11 protein-coding genes are annotated in these 14,938 nt (G+C 47.6%); 6 read left to right on the forward strand and 5 right to left on the reverse strand.

Features of this window, described 5'->3' with window-relative positions; all coding sequences use genetic code 11:
- Nucleotides 1-679: 679 nt before the first annotated feature.
- The 5 genes from ACYQ2M_RS09300 to ACYQ2M_RS09320 form a co-directional block, all read right to left on the reverse strand.
- Nucleotides 680-1,483 carry a sporulation protein gene (locus ACYQ2M_RS09300; RefSeq protein ID WP_459916060.1) on the reverse strand — a complete coding sequence of 268 codons (804 nt, stop codon included), beginning with the start codon at nucleotides 1,481-1,483 and terminating at the stop codon, nucleotides 680-682.
- Between the two features lie 3 nt (nucleotides 1,484-1,486).
- Complete coding sequence (locus tag ACYQ2M_RS09305; RefSeq protein WP_459916061.1) at nucleotides 1,487-1,840, reverse strand: MoaD/ThiS family protein; 354 nt, start codon at nucleotides 1,838-1,840, stop codon at nucleotides 1,487-1,489.
- Nucleotides 1,841-1,842: 2 nt separating this feature from the next.
- On the reverse strand, nucleotides 1,843-2,676 hold the full coding sequence (locus tag ACYQ2M_RS09310; protein ID WP_459916062.1) for a class I SAM-dependent methyltransferase: 834 nt from the start codon (nucleotides 2,674-2,676) through the stop codon (nucleotides 1,843-1,845).
- A 151-nt stretch (nucleotides 2,677-2,827) separates the two neighbouring features.
- A complete protein-coding gene (locus ACYQ2M_RS09315) occupies nucleotides 2,828-3,976 on the reverse strand; it encodes an SWIM zinc finger family protein (protein WP_459916063.1) in 1,149 nt (382 codons plus the stop codon).
- 14 nt (nucleotides 3,977-3,990) lie between these two features.
- On the reverse strand, nucleotides 3,991-6,672 hold the full coding sequence (locus ACYQ2M_RS09320; protein ID WP_459916064.1) for a DEAD/DEAH box helicase: 2,682 nt from the start codon (nucleotides 6,670-6,672) through the stop codon (nucleotides 3,991-3,993).
- Between the two features lie 309 nt (nucleotides 6,673-6,981).
- Here ACYQ2M_RS09320 and ACYQ2M_RS09325 point away from each other — a divergent pair, with 309 nt between their 5' ends.
- From ACYQ2M_RS09325 to ACYQ2M_RS09350, 6 genes are all read left to right on the forward strand, one after another.
- Nucleotides 6,982-7,632, forward strand: a complete 651-nt coding sequence (locus ACYQ2M_RS09325) for a class I SAM-dependent methyltransferase (RefSeq protein ID WP_459916065.1) — start codon at nucleotides 6,982-6,984, stop codon at nucleotides 7,630-7,632.
- Nucleotides 7,633-7,697: 65 nt separating this feature from the next.
- A complete protein-coding gene (locus ACYQ2M_RS09330; RefSeq protein WP_459916066.1) occupies nucleotides 7,698-9,275 on the forward strand; it encodes an MBL fold metallo-hydrolase RNA specificity domain-containing protein in 1,578 nt (525 codons plus the stop codon).
- Nucleotides 9,276-9,363: 88 nt separating this feature from the next.
- Complete coding sequence (locus tag ACYQ2M_RS09335; RefSeq protein WP_459916067.1) at nucleotides 9,364-12,177, forward strand: response regulator; 2,814 nt, start codon at nucleotides 9,364-9,366, stop codon at nucleotides 12,175-12,177.
- Nucleotides 12,156-13,937 (forward strand): two-component system response regulator, encoded by a 1,782-nt coding sequence (locus ACYQ2M_RS09340; protein ID WP_459916068.1) that lies wholly within the window; start codon nucleotides 12,156-12,158, stop codon nucleotides 13,935-13,937. Before ACYQ2M_RS09335 ends, ACYQ2M_RS09340 begins: the two co-directional genes overlap by 22 nt.
- Nucleotides 13,927-14,148 carry a hypothetical protein gene (locus ACYQ2M_RS09345; protein WP_459916069.1) on the forward strand — a complete coding sequence of 74 codons (222 nt, stop codon included), beginning with the start codon at nucleotides 13,927-13,929 and terminating at the stop codon, nucleotides 14,146-14,148. Before ACYQ2M_RS09340 ends, ACYQ2M_RS09345 begins: the two co-directional genes overlap by 11 nt.
- Complete coding sequence (locus ACYQ2M_RS09350) at nucleotides 14,149-14,937, forward strand: ABC transporter substrate binding protein (protein ID WP_459916070.1); 789 nt, start codon at nucleotides 14,149-14,151, stop codon at nucleotides 14,935-14,937.
- Nucleotide 14,938 lies beyond the last annotated feature (1 nt).

The raw sequence follows: 14,938 nt of genomic DNA on the forward strand, positions 1-14,938 counted from the left end.
GACTTTTTTTGAGGAAAATACACATAACATTTTGAATATTATATTCAAAATTTTAAAATTATGTATTCACCTGTTGCCTTCCCGGGATATCAAAATAAAAACGTCTCATTGAGCATTTGTTCTTTTGGTTTATTTTTTTTGTCAGGGTTTAAAAAAACAAAACGGCGTCTTTCCGGAATAAAACCGAAAAAAGACGCCGTCGTCGTTTATCTATGTTTAAGTTTTTAGCACGTCATTGTGCTTCAGACTTAATTTTATTTCAATATATTTAGCCTTAATAATTTTTTATGTCAATACAAAATATAAATAATATCTCAACTTTCGGTGTTCGCCTTTCGTGGTGGGGTCATTCTTGCCTTATTGAGATTTTTGTTGCAGCTTGTCTTGAAGCACCGTCTGTTGTCAAAAGCAAAAAGGCTGCTAAAAAATGCAACCTCCAATAACACAAGCCTGGCCCTCACCAACCTTGCCCATGTTGGACCAAGGGGTACATAATGAAGCTTAAGCCCCCCCTTAAGTGGGCTTAAGCTTTGATAGATTTCTTGATTTCAGGTTTTCAGATTTTCAAAAGGTGGGGGTGATCTCAAGTGAATGCTTTAATGGTATGATTCTCTTGTTTGGATGATCTGTGAAGCGTTAAGGGATAACTTCGCTCTGTTCACTGGGGTGCATTCCCTGTTTAATTCATGCAATACTGTTCTATGATGTCATTTAGTTTTTCCGTCAATCGGGGCAGATCATCCGGTCTGACCAGAAAATGAACCATGGTTTCATCGGTGCCCATCATTTCTGACAGATGCCCGAATAATCCCTTTGCCTTGCGATCCACCTCCATGAATACCTGCAGGGTATCCGGGAAGGGCTTAAAGACCAGTTCAATTTCTTCCAGTCGATTTTTAAAGGTTCCCCGGTCTGGCTTCAGCTCAAATTCCTGCACAAAGGGAACCCGCATATCCATGGCCACCGGTGCCGGTTCACAGGTCACCTCATTGATACGAAATCCCAGGATTTTTGCGCTTTCAATGAGCTGTGCAGCCATGGGATGTAAGGAAACCTTGATATCGTCCCGGTCTCCGGGGTCCAGTGACCTCTTTATATCCAGACCCGTTTCCACCCAGGTGATGGTTTTTCCCATGGTGGCCGGGGTGTCAAAGGGGAGGATGAAATCCAGATCAAAGGAAAGCACTTCTTCCGGGGCCAGTGTGAAGGGTTGGGAGAGCTGACGGGATATGATTTCAGCCACCCGGGTGACATTGACTGTTTTGCCGTCTTCATCTTCCAGGGCCTCCACGTCAATCTCATCTTCATAGGTACTTTTGATGGTCAGGTAAATGGCGTCGATTTCCTGGGCAACATTGCCCCCGGTGATGTTGACAACACCTGTAACCGGTTTTCCGGGAACAAATGTTTTATTATAAAGTGTTGTTTCCACCGTTGCTGCGCCAATGCCGATCTTGGAAAGCATTTGTTTGAAAAATGACATGGATCAGATCCTTTCCGGGGGTGTTTTCGTCTGGTTTTTGTTTTGCACAATCCCAAGCATAACTCGGTATGGACCCGGGGTGCCGGGGGGCAGCAATCCCACGCGGTCTCCATCCTGGAGGATGGTGTCAAAGGGTTTAATAAGACCGTTGACAAAAATGCCTTCCACATCCTCGGGCAATAGATTCAATCGGCTCACCAGCGCTTTTGATGTGATTCCCCGGGGGATTTCCAGGGAGACGTTGTAGCAGTCAAAGCCATTTTTTTTTAATTTTTTCTGTAAAAAGGAGAAGGCATTTAATGTGATGGTGATGCCGGATGCAGTTTCATTTTTGGGGGTTTTGTTAAGCCTTGACATAATTAATTATTTCCTTTGACAAATATGGCCTCCATGAGCCGGATTCTATCCTCATCAAGGTTGGCGCTCATGGTGTTGCCAAATGCCATGCCATGATCTCCAAAGATGATATGGGGCCCCAGTGGGGATGGCTTGTTCATCTTTTTTTCAAAGGCTGTTTTGACCCGACTCCACCATGTTTTTGCCTGGTCCGTGCAATTTGTTGCAAAATTGCAGATAAAATCGTGTTTGGTCAGCAGATCGGACATTTCCGGCCAGGGGAGCAGAAAGGAGATGCTTGCCCTGTCCGCCCAGGGCACGGGCAGGTGGATGGGTGTTGTCGTACCCTGGACAATTTCATGGAGCACCAGGATGCCGCCGGGTTTCAGGATGCGTTGAAATTCGGTAAACACAGCATTTTTGTCCTTGATGTTCATCAGTGTGTGCTGGCACCACACGGCATCAAAGGTTTCTGCCCCAAGGCCTGTGTCCACGATGTCCCCCGGGGTGTAGCTGATAGTGTCGTTCATGCCCGTTGAACGGGTCAGCGCCTGTGCCACTTCAATGAACTCCGGCACCAGATCCATGCCTGTGATGTTGAATTGGCATTCCCGGGCCAGGAGACGGCAGGATCCCCCGATGCCGCATCCGGCATCCAGGACGGCGGCCCCGGGGGCAAGGCCTGTTTTCCGGGCCAGTTCCAGGGTGGCCACGTGTCCCCCCGTGTGCAGTTGATCAATGGTGGACAGATCTTTAAGATCCAGTTTGTCGGGATTTTTTCCACTTTGTTCCAGGGCGGAGAAAATTCTGGTACAAAGTGCGTCAGAACCATAATGCTGTTTAATATCAGTGTCCATGGGAAGTCCTTTATCCATTTAAAAGTTCGATGGTGCCAAATATTTACGGTGCCGGATTTTTGGGATTGATCACAAGCCTGACTCCACCCCAAGGTGCCCAATTTGTTACCGGGTCCTGTTTGTCTTTTGAACCTCTTATGCTTTGATCATGTTATTCGTCTGCGCCTTTGATGTAAAGACCCCGACTGATGTTCTGGATCTTTTTTTTCTGTTTTGCCTGCTGGATGATGCTGCGTATCTTTGTATCGGCAATACCGGTACGTTCCTTGATCTCCTTGAATCCCACACCATTAACCCTTCTGCGCCGGATCATATTTACCACCACATCGTAGTCTGTGGCGTTTTTTAAAGCTTTGCTTTCCACTGGTGACGGTGGTGCCGTTTTTTTAGAGATGTGTAATTCTGGTGGTGGTGTTGGCTGTTGTGTCGGTCTTGCGGAACTCGGGACTTTCTTGCCTCCGGAACGTTTGGTGGATGTGCTGCAAGACTCTGGTTTCGCCGTGGAAACAGGACGGGCAAGCTTTTTAATGGGTACCGGTGACGGAGGTGAAGGCAGGTCCATGTCAATGCCAAAGGTGGCCGAAAGATCTGCTTCACTGATGATGCGACCAGCGGTTTTTGTTTTTGCCCGTTGCAGAAGCGTTTTGGCCTCGTTTTTGACGGCCTGGGATACCAGCTCGGTCATTTTAACCCCCCGGAGGGTGAAAAAAAGAGATGGGTCCTGGTCCAGCCTTGCCCCCACGCCGTAAAGGGTGGCGGCCACATGCTTGCACATGTAGGCACTGTCCGGGCAGGAGCAGTTGAAATGTATTTCAGCCGGTGCCGGAAAGATGCCGCTGCTGGGTTGGGTTAACAGAGTCTCCATGGTTTTGGGAAGTTTGCCATCCACAATGGTCTGGAGGGAATCAATCTGGCCCCGGCATCCGGAAATGATCGTCTGCCACACCTTTGATTTTATCTTCTTGATTGTAATTTCAACCGCATAGGGTCTGGATGTGGAGCCCTGAACCAGGGAAAGGATTTCTCCCTCCTTGATTTTAAGATCCAGCACAGACCCATGGCGCACATAGGAACGGCCCCTGCCGATGCGGTTGGAATAGTCTGCATAGCTTTCCAGATTTTTATTCCATGAGATGCCCCACCATGAGTGGGCAATCTTTGATCCGCTTATCTCAACGGGGGAGATGTCGGGATTTTTTTTCTTCAGCTGCTTGATTTTCTCTTCAGCTTTTGCCCTTCTTTCCCCGACACTGACATATTCGGGGTAGCCATAATTATTTCGTCTTCTATATCGACTCATTCTTTTGTTCCATTTTAAATTTTCAGTGTGAACAGCTCCATGAGTTCCCTGTTATCCATGGCGGTGACCCATGTGCCCTGGGAGTCGGAGATAATTTCTTCTGCCAGCTTTTTTTTCTGTTCAATCATCAGATCGATTTTTTCTTCAATGGTTCCCCGGGAGATAAACTTGTGCACGATCACCTTCCGGGTCTGGCCAATGCGAAAGGCCCTGTCTGTGGCCTGGTTTTCCACCGCCGGATTCCACCACCGGTCAAAATGGATCACATGGTTTGCCCGGGTAAGATTCAACCCGGTTCCTCCTGCCTTGAGAGAGAGTACCATAAAGGGGCAATATGCCCTTCCCTGGAATTTATCAATGGCCTCTTGTCGTTTTTTAATATTGATTCCCCCGTGGATAATGCCCCCTTGATGTTGAAATACGGTGGAAAGAAAGGTTTGAAGGGGGGATACCATCTCCTTGAACTGGGTGAAAACCAGCACCCGTTCCCGTTTGGAATGGATGGTATCACAGATTTCTCCCAGCCGTATAAATTTTCCGCTGTCTGCGGGGACAAAATTCCCTGTGCCAAGATATTGATCTGGGTGGTTGCAGATTTGCTTGAATTTCATGAGAGCGGAAAGGACAAGGCCTTTTCTTTGGATGCCGTCATCGGCGTCTTCCAGGCGTTTTTCAATCTCTGCGGCAAAGTCGATGTAAAGTACCCGCTGTTTTTTGGACAGCTCTGGAAAGGTGCGCATTTCCAATTTATCCGGCAGTTCTGGTGCGATGCGTTTGTCGGTTTTCATGCGTCTTAGAATATAAGGGGATACCACCTGTTTTAATCGGGCATACCCTGCGGGTTCTTTTTTCAGCTTTTTTGAAAATGCCTTGAATTCTGCTATGTTGCCCAAAAGGCCAGGGTTCATAAAGTCAAACAGGGACCACAGATCGGACAATGCATTTTCAATGGGGGTTCCGGTCATGGCGATACGGGTATCGGAATGAAGCCGTTTTACGGTTTTGGATTGCCGGGTGGAAGGGTTCTTTATGGCCTGGGCTTCATCCAGAATGAGGGTTCTCCAGTGAAATTGCTGGAGAGACGTGTTGCGCTGGACCATGGCGTAGGTGGTGATGACCAAATCAAATTTTTCCCATGGGAGGGGGTTTTTGCCGGATTGCCCTGTTTTTTTGTATCCGGGGTGTTCCATGAAATAGTCAAGGTCCGGGAAAAATCTATGGATTTCTGCTTCCCAGTTGGATAAAAGGGAGGCGGGTACCACCAAAAGGGAGGTTTGGCCGGGTTCCCTGGCCTTTAAGGTGCTTAAAAAAGCCAGTACCTGGATGGTTTTTCCAAGGCCCATGTCATCGGCCAGGCAGGCTCCAAATCCCAGGCTATCCAGAAAGGCAAGCCAGTTCAACCCTATCTGCTGGTAGGGTCGAAGGGTGGCCAGAAAATTTTTGTCTGGTTTGATCTCGTTGATACGTCCAGGGTTTTTAAGGGTCGAAAACACCTGTTCCAGCCATTCTCCATTGCCGATTTGAAGGTCAGGGAGAACCGTGTCAACAGAACCGGTGAGTCGGTGGGGATGAAGTTGCAGCTGAAGGGCCTCAAAGATGGACAATTCCCTGTTACCCATAAGCCCCATGGCCGTTTCATAGGCATGAAGCAGTTTTTGAAGCCGTTCCCGATCCACCTCAATCCATCTGTTTTTGATCCAGGCAAGTCCTTGGGTTTGGTTGAGCAAGGTCTTAATCTCCTCTTCGGTGAGGGGATCGTCCCCGAGGAAAAGAGCTACGTCAACGCTTACAAGAGCCTCAATTCCCACAACTGACGGTGGTTTGCCCCCAAGGCTGATCTTCAGTGAGGGGGTTCCCCCCTTTTTTTTCCACCAGTCGGGAATGCGGCAGATGATGCCCGCTTGTTCAAAGGATTCCAGTTGTTTTAAAAATTCAAAAGCCTCCCCGGCATCCCAGGCCAGATGGTGAAACAGTTCTCCTGAGTCCAGAAGTGTCTTTAAAAGATGGCTTGATCTTGCTGCGGCATGGACGGTGGTCAAAAGTTCCAGCAGCTGTTCCGGGTTGTCCCGATGGGCCTCCAGTGCCCAATGGAGGGGGCGGTGTTTCCCTGGATTTGCGGCTTCTGGAGTGTAGGTGGCAAGGAACTGAAAGGGCAGGGTATCGTCCTTGCGCTCCACCAGGTGAAAATAGACCCTTCCTGCCAGATGGATGTGGGGGCTGAACCCATGGAGATATTCTGACACGCTGAGGGGCGATTCTCCGATTCCCCGGTTAAAGCCCTGGTTCATCTCCTGCCACAGACGGGTCATAAATGCCAGGTCCAGGTATTCGGCACCAATCATCAGGGGGGCTGCGCTTAAAAGGTTTTCCAGGGTCTGGTTGTCCCAGGGCACCGCTGACTGATCACGGATCTCTTCCAGGGCTGGCATTTTTTTTAGGGATTCCACAAAGGTCCGGGCCAGATGCCTGAAAAAATCAAGGGAGGGTTCAAGGGCGATACCGGCATCGGAGCAGCCCAGAAAGAGCAGCCACTGGTCTTCGTTAACGGTATATTTGTTAAAAATTTCCTGGTTAAGGAGTTGCTGTCTTTTGCCCGGTCGCTGGGGACTGCTCTCCCAGGTGAGGCGCAGCTCTTGGGTGGGCATGATTTCCACGTTGAGTTCGCTGCGGGAGGATGTGGCGGTATTAGTGAGCATTTAAAATACCTTTGCTGCGTATCTTTGTATGGTTTGAATTCATTGACTCTTTCTATCAGAAACTGAATTAAAAAATCAAGACATCGGAAATGGGCGCATTCCCAATCCTTCCCCGTTATGTCAAAAGAGTTGAATTTGGGGTGCTGGCCGGATATTTACAATAATACTTGCCTTGCGTTTGAATTTCTATTGGTTTACTATCACTCCTTGGTGAGTGGGGTTACCCTTGATTGTCTTTTATGCGTCGCTGTTCTTTTGTAATGCGAGCCCAACTGACTACTTATCATTTAATGATCTGACAGGAGTTTTATGCCCTTAGTTCGCATTCGCTATCAAACTTTGGAGTTTGGAGACACAGATATTCATGTCCGCACCTTACGGGACAACCAGCAGTATGCCGATGCAGATGGCAGAGCTGAAAAGCTGGGGATCTCATCTGCCAACTGGCCGCTGTTTGGCGTTATCTGGGCCTCGGGGCAGATTCTGGCTCGCTTGATGTTTCACCATGACGTGGCCGGAAAGCGTATTTTGGAGGTGGGCTGCGGGATTGGCCTGGCAAGTCTGGTGTTGAATCACCGCCTGGCAGATATAACTGCCACTGACTATCATCCCGAGGTTGAATCTTTTCTTGTAAAAAATGTTATGCTCAATAACGATAAAAAAATTCCGTTTGTTAGGACGGGCTGGGATGATAAGGTCAGCAATCTGGGATTGTTTGACCTGATTATCGGCAGTGATCTTCTCTACGAAAGTGGCCACGTCGATTCCTTGTCCGATTTCATTGATCAGCATGCAAGTTTTCATTGTGATGTGGTTCTGGTTGATCCGGGGCGGGGTCACCATGCCCGATTCAGCAAAAAAATGGTAGCTTTGGGATACAGTCACAGCCAGAGAAGATATACGGATGCAGACGCTTTGCTGCCACCGTTTGGGGGGCAGATTCTGACTTACAAGCGATAGGTTCTTCAGATTTGGGTCTAAATTGGAAAAAATATGTAATCAATTGAATTAAAAGGAGGCGTTTCATGAATGTAACCTTTTATGGTGGTGTCAGGGAAGTGACCGGCTCCATGCACATGGTCAGTACAGACAACGACAGGATACTTTTGGACTGCGGGCTTTTCCAGGGGCGCAGACAGGATGCCGGGGAAAAAAACAGGGTCATGCCCTTTGATCCTGCCATTCTGACCAATATGGTGCTTTCCCATGCACACATTGACCATTCGGGCAGAATTCCCCTGCTGGTGAAAAAAAATTTCAACGGCCAGATCGTAACCACCCGTGCCACCCAAGACGTATGCGGTTATCTGCTGCCAGATTCCGCCCATATTCAGGAATCCGATGCCGATTATCTCAACTATAAGACGGCGCGTACCGCCCTTCGTACCCATGGAAAAAAAGGGTTGGCAGATGACCTTACCAACCGGGAGAGCAGCTATATTAAAAAGTTGCTGAAAGAGGGAAATAACCGGCTCAATCGTCAGACAATACTTGAACTTGGTAATCAGTATGGGTTAAAGCAGGTAGACCCACTTTATAAAGAAGAAGACGCTCGTCTTGCGCTGGGATTTTTTTCCGGTGTACCCTATAGAACCCCCATTACCATCGGGGAAGACATGACCTGCACTTTCTACGAGGCCGGTCATATCCTTGGGTCCGCCATCACTATTGTGAGGTATGGGAAAGGTGCGGAACACAAAACCATCTGTTTCACCGGGGATCTGGGAAGATTTGGGATGCCCATTTTAAAAGATCCCTGCACCGACTTCAATGAAGAAGACAGAAACATAGATCTTTTGATCACGGAAAGTACCTATGGGGATCGCCTCCATGAAACTGCGGAAGACCTCCACACTCGAATGATCAAAGAACTCAATGGTGCCCATGAAAGAAAAGGATCTGTGGTGATACCCTCCTTTGCCCTGGGCCGGGCCCAGGAGATCATTTATGTTATCCACGATTTGTATGAAAAAGGACTTGTTCCCCGCATGCCGGTGTATGTGGACAGTCCCCTCACAGCGTCTTTGACCAAGGTGTTTGGGGAGCATCCGGAGCTCTACGATAAGCAGACCCACAAGGCCTTTCTTGAAAAAGGACTCAATCCATTTTTGTTTGACAAGGTCAATTTTGTCAGTTCCGTGGACGAATCCATGGAATTAATGCGGGAAAAGAAATCATGTATTATTATTTCAGCATCGGGTATGTGCGAGGTGGGACGTGTCCTTCACCATCTGCGATACAGAATTCATAACCCGAATAATACCATTCTCATTGTGGGATTCATGGCCGAGCATACCCTGGGACGTCGGATTCTTGAACTGGGTCAGGCCTATGAGAAAAAGGGACGAAAGGGAGATGCCCCCCTGGTAAAAATTCTTGGCAAAGAGTATCCTTTAAAAGCCCGTGTGGTTCGTCTGGGGGGATTCAGTGCCCACGCTGATAAAAATGAAATGATGCGTTTTTTCAAGCAATCCAACCTGAAGATCAAACGGGCCGCTGTGGTGCACGGAGAAGAAAAGGTATCTCTGAAGTTTGCAGATCTACTTAACGACAAGGGCATTGCCGCCAGGGTTCCCCGGTTTGGCGAAACCATGCGGGTGTGATTTTTTGGGAATTGATCACAACAAAAGTCTGATCTCACTTCCAAAGTGACCAGGCTTGTGATCAAATTCTTTTTTCATGGGGACATTGATGATCAAATCGTTTTTCCGGGATCTCTCCGTAAAACATAAGCTTAATTTTATTATCTTAAGCGTCTGTTCCATGGTGCTTTTATTGACGGTGACCATTGCCTTTGTCAGTCAATGGTACCTGTATCAGAAAAATGCACTGGAGGAATTGCAGATCATTGCAAAAATCATCAGTGCCAACAGCACCACAGCGCTGTTGTTTCAGGACCAGGGGGCACTGGAGAAGAATCTGTACTCCCTGGCCCAGAAGTCCACCATCGTGCAATCCGCCATTTTTCAGATAGATGGTTCCCTGATCGCCGGATCCTCCGAGGGGATATCAAATAAATTATATCAAACCCTTGTTTACAATCAAGAATTAAATCAAAAAGGATATTTGATCAAGGATCATTACATAGATATCTTTGATACCATTACCCTGGATGATGAAATTCTGGGATTCATTTATCTGCAATCCAGCATGAAGGCCCTTTATGCCATGATGTACCGTATTGGCGGATATCTGTTAATTATTGTTGCCGGGGGGCTGTTTTTTGCCATGGTGCTTGCCAATAACGTGCAGAAAATTCTTACCCAGCCTGTGACCCAATTAATCAGCACCATTCAAAAGATTACAAAAAACAAGAACTACCGTATCCGTCTGGACGAGAAACGAAAAGACGAATTTGGTTTGATGGCGGCCGGTTTTAACAACATGCTTGTTCAGATACGACAGCGGGACAGGCATCTTGAAAAACTGGTTAGAGAACGTACAGCCAAAATGAAAAAAGCCATGGTCGAGGCCATTTGCCTTGCGGACAAAGCCAAAGCCGCAAGCAAAACCAAATCTCAGTTTCTGGCCAATATGAGCCATGAAATCAGAACTCCCATGAACGGCGTGTTGGGTATGGCTGAAATGCTTCTGGATACTTCATTGACATCGGAACAGCGAAATGCCATTGAAACCATTCGATCCTCGGGTGATTCTCTCTTGACCATTATCAATGATATCCTTGATTTTTCGAAAATTGAAGCCGGAAAACTGGAGGTTGAAACCATTAACTTTAATCTTCCGGTCCTGGTGGACGATGTGGCCCGGATGATGGCACACCATGCCCATTCCAAAAATCTTGAATTGATTATTGATGTGGCAGATGATGTGCATCCGGATGTCATTTCTGATCCCAGTCGAATCCGCCAGATATTAACCAATTTGATCTCAAATGCAGTGAAGTTCACCCACAGGGGGGAAGTCTATGTAAGGGTGCAGACCCTTAAATCCGCCCCGAAAATGGATCAGGTACGCTTTATGGTTCGTGACACCGGTATTGGTATGACCGATGAAGAACTCGAAAAGCTGTTCAAGCCATTCACCCAGGCCGATGAATCCACCACCCGCAAGTATGGCGGTACCGGGCTGGGTCTGGCCATTTCCAGGCAGCTTGTGGAACTTATGGGTGGAAGCATTCACTGCTCCAGTCAGCCGAGACAGGGGGCGAAGTTCTGGTTTGATCTGAAGTTGAAGAAAACCAGGGGTGCACGCACGATCACCAGGGCACCAGCCTTCGGACTCCAGGGCTTTCGAGGATTGATTGTGGATGACAATGCCAATAACCGTAAATTGCTTGCCCATCAGATGGCCTGCTGGGGAGTTGTTCAGGATGAGGCAGAAAGCGGCGAGAAAGGGCTTTCCAGACTTAAAGAGGCTGCTATGGCTGGCAAGCCCTTTGATATGGTTATTCTGGACATGTACATGCCCCACATGAATGGTCTGGAGGTGGCCCGGCAGATTTGGAATGATTCATTACTTAAGGGCATAAAAATGGTGCTTCTGACATCTATCGGTATCCGGGGAGATGCCCAGCTGGCAAGGGATGTCGGGATTGGCATTTACCTGACCAAACCGGTTCGCCAGATAGATTTCTATAACAGCCTGGTGGCGTTGATGCGGAGCGACAACTTTGCAAATGATGGCTTGATTACCCAGTACAGCTTGGAAAAAGAGGAATTAAAGTTTAATGCCAGCGTTCTTCTGGCCGAGGATAACATGATCAATCAACAGGTGGCCCAGGGGGTTTTGCATAAACTGGGCTGCAGGGTGGATCTGGCCATGAACGGTGTGGAGGCTTTCGATGCCGCACGTAAAAATGCCTATGACGTTATTTTCATGGATTGTCAGATGCCTCGCATGGACGGATATGAGGCCACCTGTAAGATCCGTAGCCGGGAAATTAAAGGGAAAAACGGCAAAAGAATTCCCATTGTTGCTTTGACAGCCAATGCGTTAAATGGTGACCGGGAAGAATGTTTTGCAGCGGGAATGGACGATTATATCAGTAAACCCTTTGGACGACAGCAGATTTCCAAGGTCCTTGAACGGTGGCTGCCCGATGATCAAAAATCATTCCTTCCCAAAGGGAACACAGATGCGCCTCTTGTACCCAGCCAAAAAAAGGAGGCTGTGCCAGAGGTCATTGATCCCGGAGCCCTTGAAACGATTCGTTCCCTACAACCCCCGGGAGCCGAGGACCTTTTGACGAAAATAATTACTTTTTTTCTGGAGGATACCCCCGGTCGTCTGAAAGAACTGCATGGGTGCGTTAAGAAAAATGATATTGCCGGTGTTCGATTCCTTGCCCACAGTTTAAAATCCAGCAGTGGCAATCTGGGAGCTTTAACCCTGTCTTCGTTGTTTAAAGAGCTGGAAGAACAGGCACGAAATAATGCCATTTCCACCGATCCTTTGCTGCTTTCACGAATCCGAAAAGAATTTGAAAAAACAATTGAACCGTTATCTACCCAAATGGTGAAGCCATGCGCAATGATAAAACCGTAACGCCAACCGCAACGCGGATCCTGGTAATTGATGATGATCCTGCAGATCGTATGCTGCTCCGGGCATGTCTGGAAAAACATGGCTACCACGTGGTGGATGCGGACAACGGCAAGTCGGCAATGTCACAGTTTGAAACTTTGAAACCCAATGTCGTTCTGCTGGACGTATTGATGCCCCAGATGGACGGTTTTGACACATGTCGGGTCATCCGTAAACATCCCGAAGGAAAACATATTCCTGTTTTGATGGTCACCGGCCTTGATGACACGGATTCCATTCATCAAGCCTTTGATGCTGGCGCAACGGACTTTATCACCAAACCCATCAACTGGAATCTTATTAATTATCATATAAAATATGTGTTAAGGGCAAGCGATGCCTTTTATGACGTGATTAATCAGCAAAAACAGATACAGAAACTGGTGCTGTTTGATCACCTCACCGGTCTTGCAAATCGTACCATGTTCCGGGAATCCCTTGGACAGGCCCTTGATGACTGCTCGGAAGATAAGGCATTGCTTGGAGTGTTATTTATGGATATTGATCGTTTCAAAATCATCAATGATACCCTTGGACACAAAACTGGAGATGCCTTACTTCAAATGGTGGCTGACCGCATACGGTCCTGCGCCCGGGAATCCGACTGTTTTTCTAGATCAAAAAAACGGTATGCCAGAGGTTTTGTTGCCCGCCTGGGGGGTGACGAATTTACGATTATTCTGCCTCGACTTAAGGCTCCTGAAGACGCCGGACGGGTGGCTGAACGTATCCAGCGCTTTTTTTCACAACCATTTGTGATTGATGACAATGAGGTGTTTGTTTCAGTCAGTATCGGGATCAGTCTTTCACCCATTGACGGCTCCACGGCGGAAACTTTGATGAAACATGCCGATGTGGCAATGTATCATGCCAAAGAAAACGGTAAAAATTGTTTTCAGTTTTATGAAAAATCCCTGAATATTCGGGCAAGGGAAAAATTTGAGTTTGAAAATGATGTGCGAAAGGCTGTTTTAAATAAGGAGTTTATGCTATATTATCAACCCCAGGTCTCCATGGCGGATGGCTCTGTTTCCGGAGCGGAGGCTTTGACCCGCTGGTGCCATTATCGTTATGGAATGGTTTCTCCGGCAAAGTTTATTGCCAGCATTGAAGAGTTGGGATTGATTATTCCGTTCACCGACTGGCTCATCAAACAGGCAGGAATCCAGCATCGGCAATGGCATAAAGCCGGAATGGATGCCTTGCGCATTGCGGTGAACATTTCAAGTAGGCAGTTCGTGCAGCAGAAAATTCCAGAAAAATTTTTAGAAACATTGAATTTGAATAAACTGTGTCCCAGCGCCTTTGAACTGGAGTTGACCGAAAGTGTTCTGGCCAGACAGAATGCAGAAACACTGGGCATTCTAAAGGAATTAAAACAAATGGGGCTTACCATTTCGGTGGATGATTTTGGTACCGGTTATTCTTCCCTGGTCTATTTGAAAACTTTCCCCATTGACATCGTTAAAATTGATCGATTTTTTGTCAAAGATATTCTTACAAGTTCCCAGGATGCCGCCATTGTAAAGGCCATCATTGCCATGGCCCACACCATGGGAATTAAAGTCGTTGCCGAGGGCATTGAAAAAAAAGAACAATTCGATCTGTTGCGGGAAATGGGCTGTGACTATGGGCAGGGTTTTTTGTTCAGTCCGGCGGTTTCATCGGAAAAATTTTTAAAAATGGTCCTTGGCAAGGAGGTACTTTTTAATGCGTTTTGAAAAAAGAGCTTTCAAAGTTATCAGGTGGGCAGGCATTCGTTTGCTGGTGAGCCTTTGTCTGTGCCAGCTGATGCTCCCTTGCTTTATCCATGCAAGGGAGCTGGAACCAGATGGGTTTAAGATCGGGTTTCATTTCTGGAAATCTGGAGATATCTATGAAAACGCATTCCAGGGAGTGATTGACGGCCTGAAGCTGGGTGGCATGAGCTAGGTGCCCTTTATTTTTCGGTCCCATCGAGATGAGGCACTGGCACGTAAAAATTTAACGCAAATGGATGGCATGGGTTTTGATCTTATAATTTCCTTTTCTTCTGCCGGTACCAGGATTGCCCAATCCATGGCATTGCAGACACCGGTTATTGCAACGGTGATCAACCATCCGATCAGTCTTGGGATGCAAAGGGGGGAAAAGCGCAACTCGATTGCCCTCACCGGAACCAGCTATTATGTGGATACCGAAAAGCAACTGGCCCTTTATCGGGAGATAGCTCCCCATTTGTCCCGGGTGGGGATGATCTACGACAGTAATAATCCTTCGGGATATCTGGCGGAAGAACCCTTGATGCGCAAAGCGTGTGAAAAACTGGGCCTGTCTTTCTTTTCCCGGGGTATTGTGGCTCCAACGGACCCCACTGAAGCCACCCGCCAGCTTGTGGACACCGGGATTGACCTTATTATTATTCCCATCAATCAGGAGCTGTACGCCTTGCTGGACGCGGTTTTTAAAATAACCATTCCCCTTAAAATTCCTGTGGTTTCCATGAGTAAACAGGGGGTTGATTCCGGTGCGTTGGCCGGCTTGTTCGGAGATGCGTATAAACTGGGACGGCGTCTGGTGCCCATTGCCAGGCAAATTCTGGTGGACAAAACAAAAGCGTCGGAGATTCCCTTTATTTTTATTCAGAAACCCGATCTCATCATTAACCTTAAATACGCCCAGGACCTGGACTATGAATTCAGCCCTGCCATTCTGGGGCGGGCGGCCATTATTCTGGATTGAT

The sequence above is a fragment of the Desulfocicer niacini genome (genome assembly GCF_054657595.1).

Excerpts from the sequence above, each read along its gene's own strand:
- ACYQ2M_RS09320 (WP_459916064.1), bottom strand. The coding sequence starts at position 6,672 with ATGCTCACTAATACCGCCACATCCTCCCGCAGCGAACTCAACGTGGAA.
- ACYQ2M_RS09330 (WP_459916066.1), top strand. The coding sequence starts at position 7,698 with ATGAATGTAACCTTTTATGGTGGTGTCAGGGAAGTGACCGGCTCCATG.
- ACYQ2M_RS09325 (WP_459916065.1), top strand. The coding sequence starts at position 6,982 with ATGCCCTTAGTTCGCATTCGCTATCAAACTTTGGAGTTTGGAGACACA.
- ACYQ2M_RS09315 (WP_459916063.1), bottom strand. The coding sequence starts at position 3,976 with ATGAGTCGATATAGAAGACGAAATAATTATGGCTACCCCGAATATGTC.
- ACYQ2M_RS09310 (WP_459916062.1), bottom strand. The coding sequence starts at position 2,676 with ATGGACACTGATATTAAACAGCATTATGGTTCTGACGCACTTTGTACC.
- ACYQ2M_RS09305 (WP_459916061.1), bottom strand. The coding sequence starts at position 1,840 with ATGTCAAGGCTTAACAAAACCCCCAAAAATGAAACTGCATCCGGCATC.
- ACYQ2M_RS09340 (WP_459916068.1), top strand. The coding sequence starts at position 12,156 with ATGCGCAATGATAAAACCGTAACGCCAACCGCAACGCGGATCCTGGTA.
- ACYQ2M_RS09335 (WP_459916067.1), top strand. The coding sequence starts at position 9,364 with ATGATCAAATCGTTTTTCCGGGATCTCTCCGTAAAACATAAGCTTAAT.
- ACYQ2M_RS09300 (WP_459916060.1), bottom strand. The coding sequence starts at position 1,483 with ATGTCATTTTTCAAACAAATGCTTTCCAAGATCGGCATTGGCGCAGCA.
- ACYQ2M_RS09345 (WP_459916069.1), top strand. The coding sequence starts at position 13,927 with ATGCGTTTTGAAAAAAGAGCTTTCAAAGTTATCAGGTGGGCAGGCATT.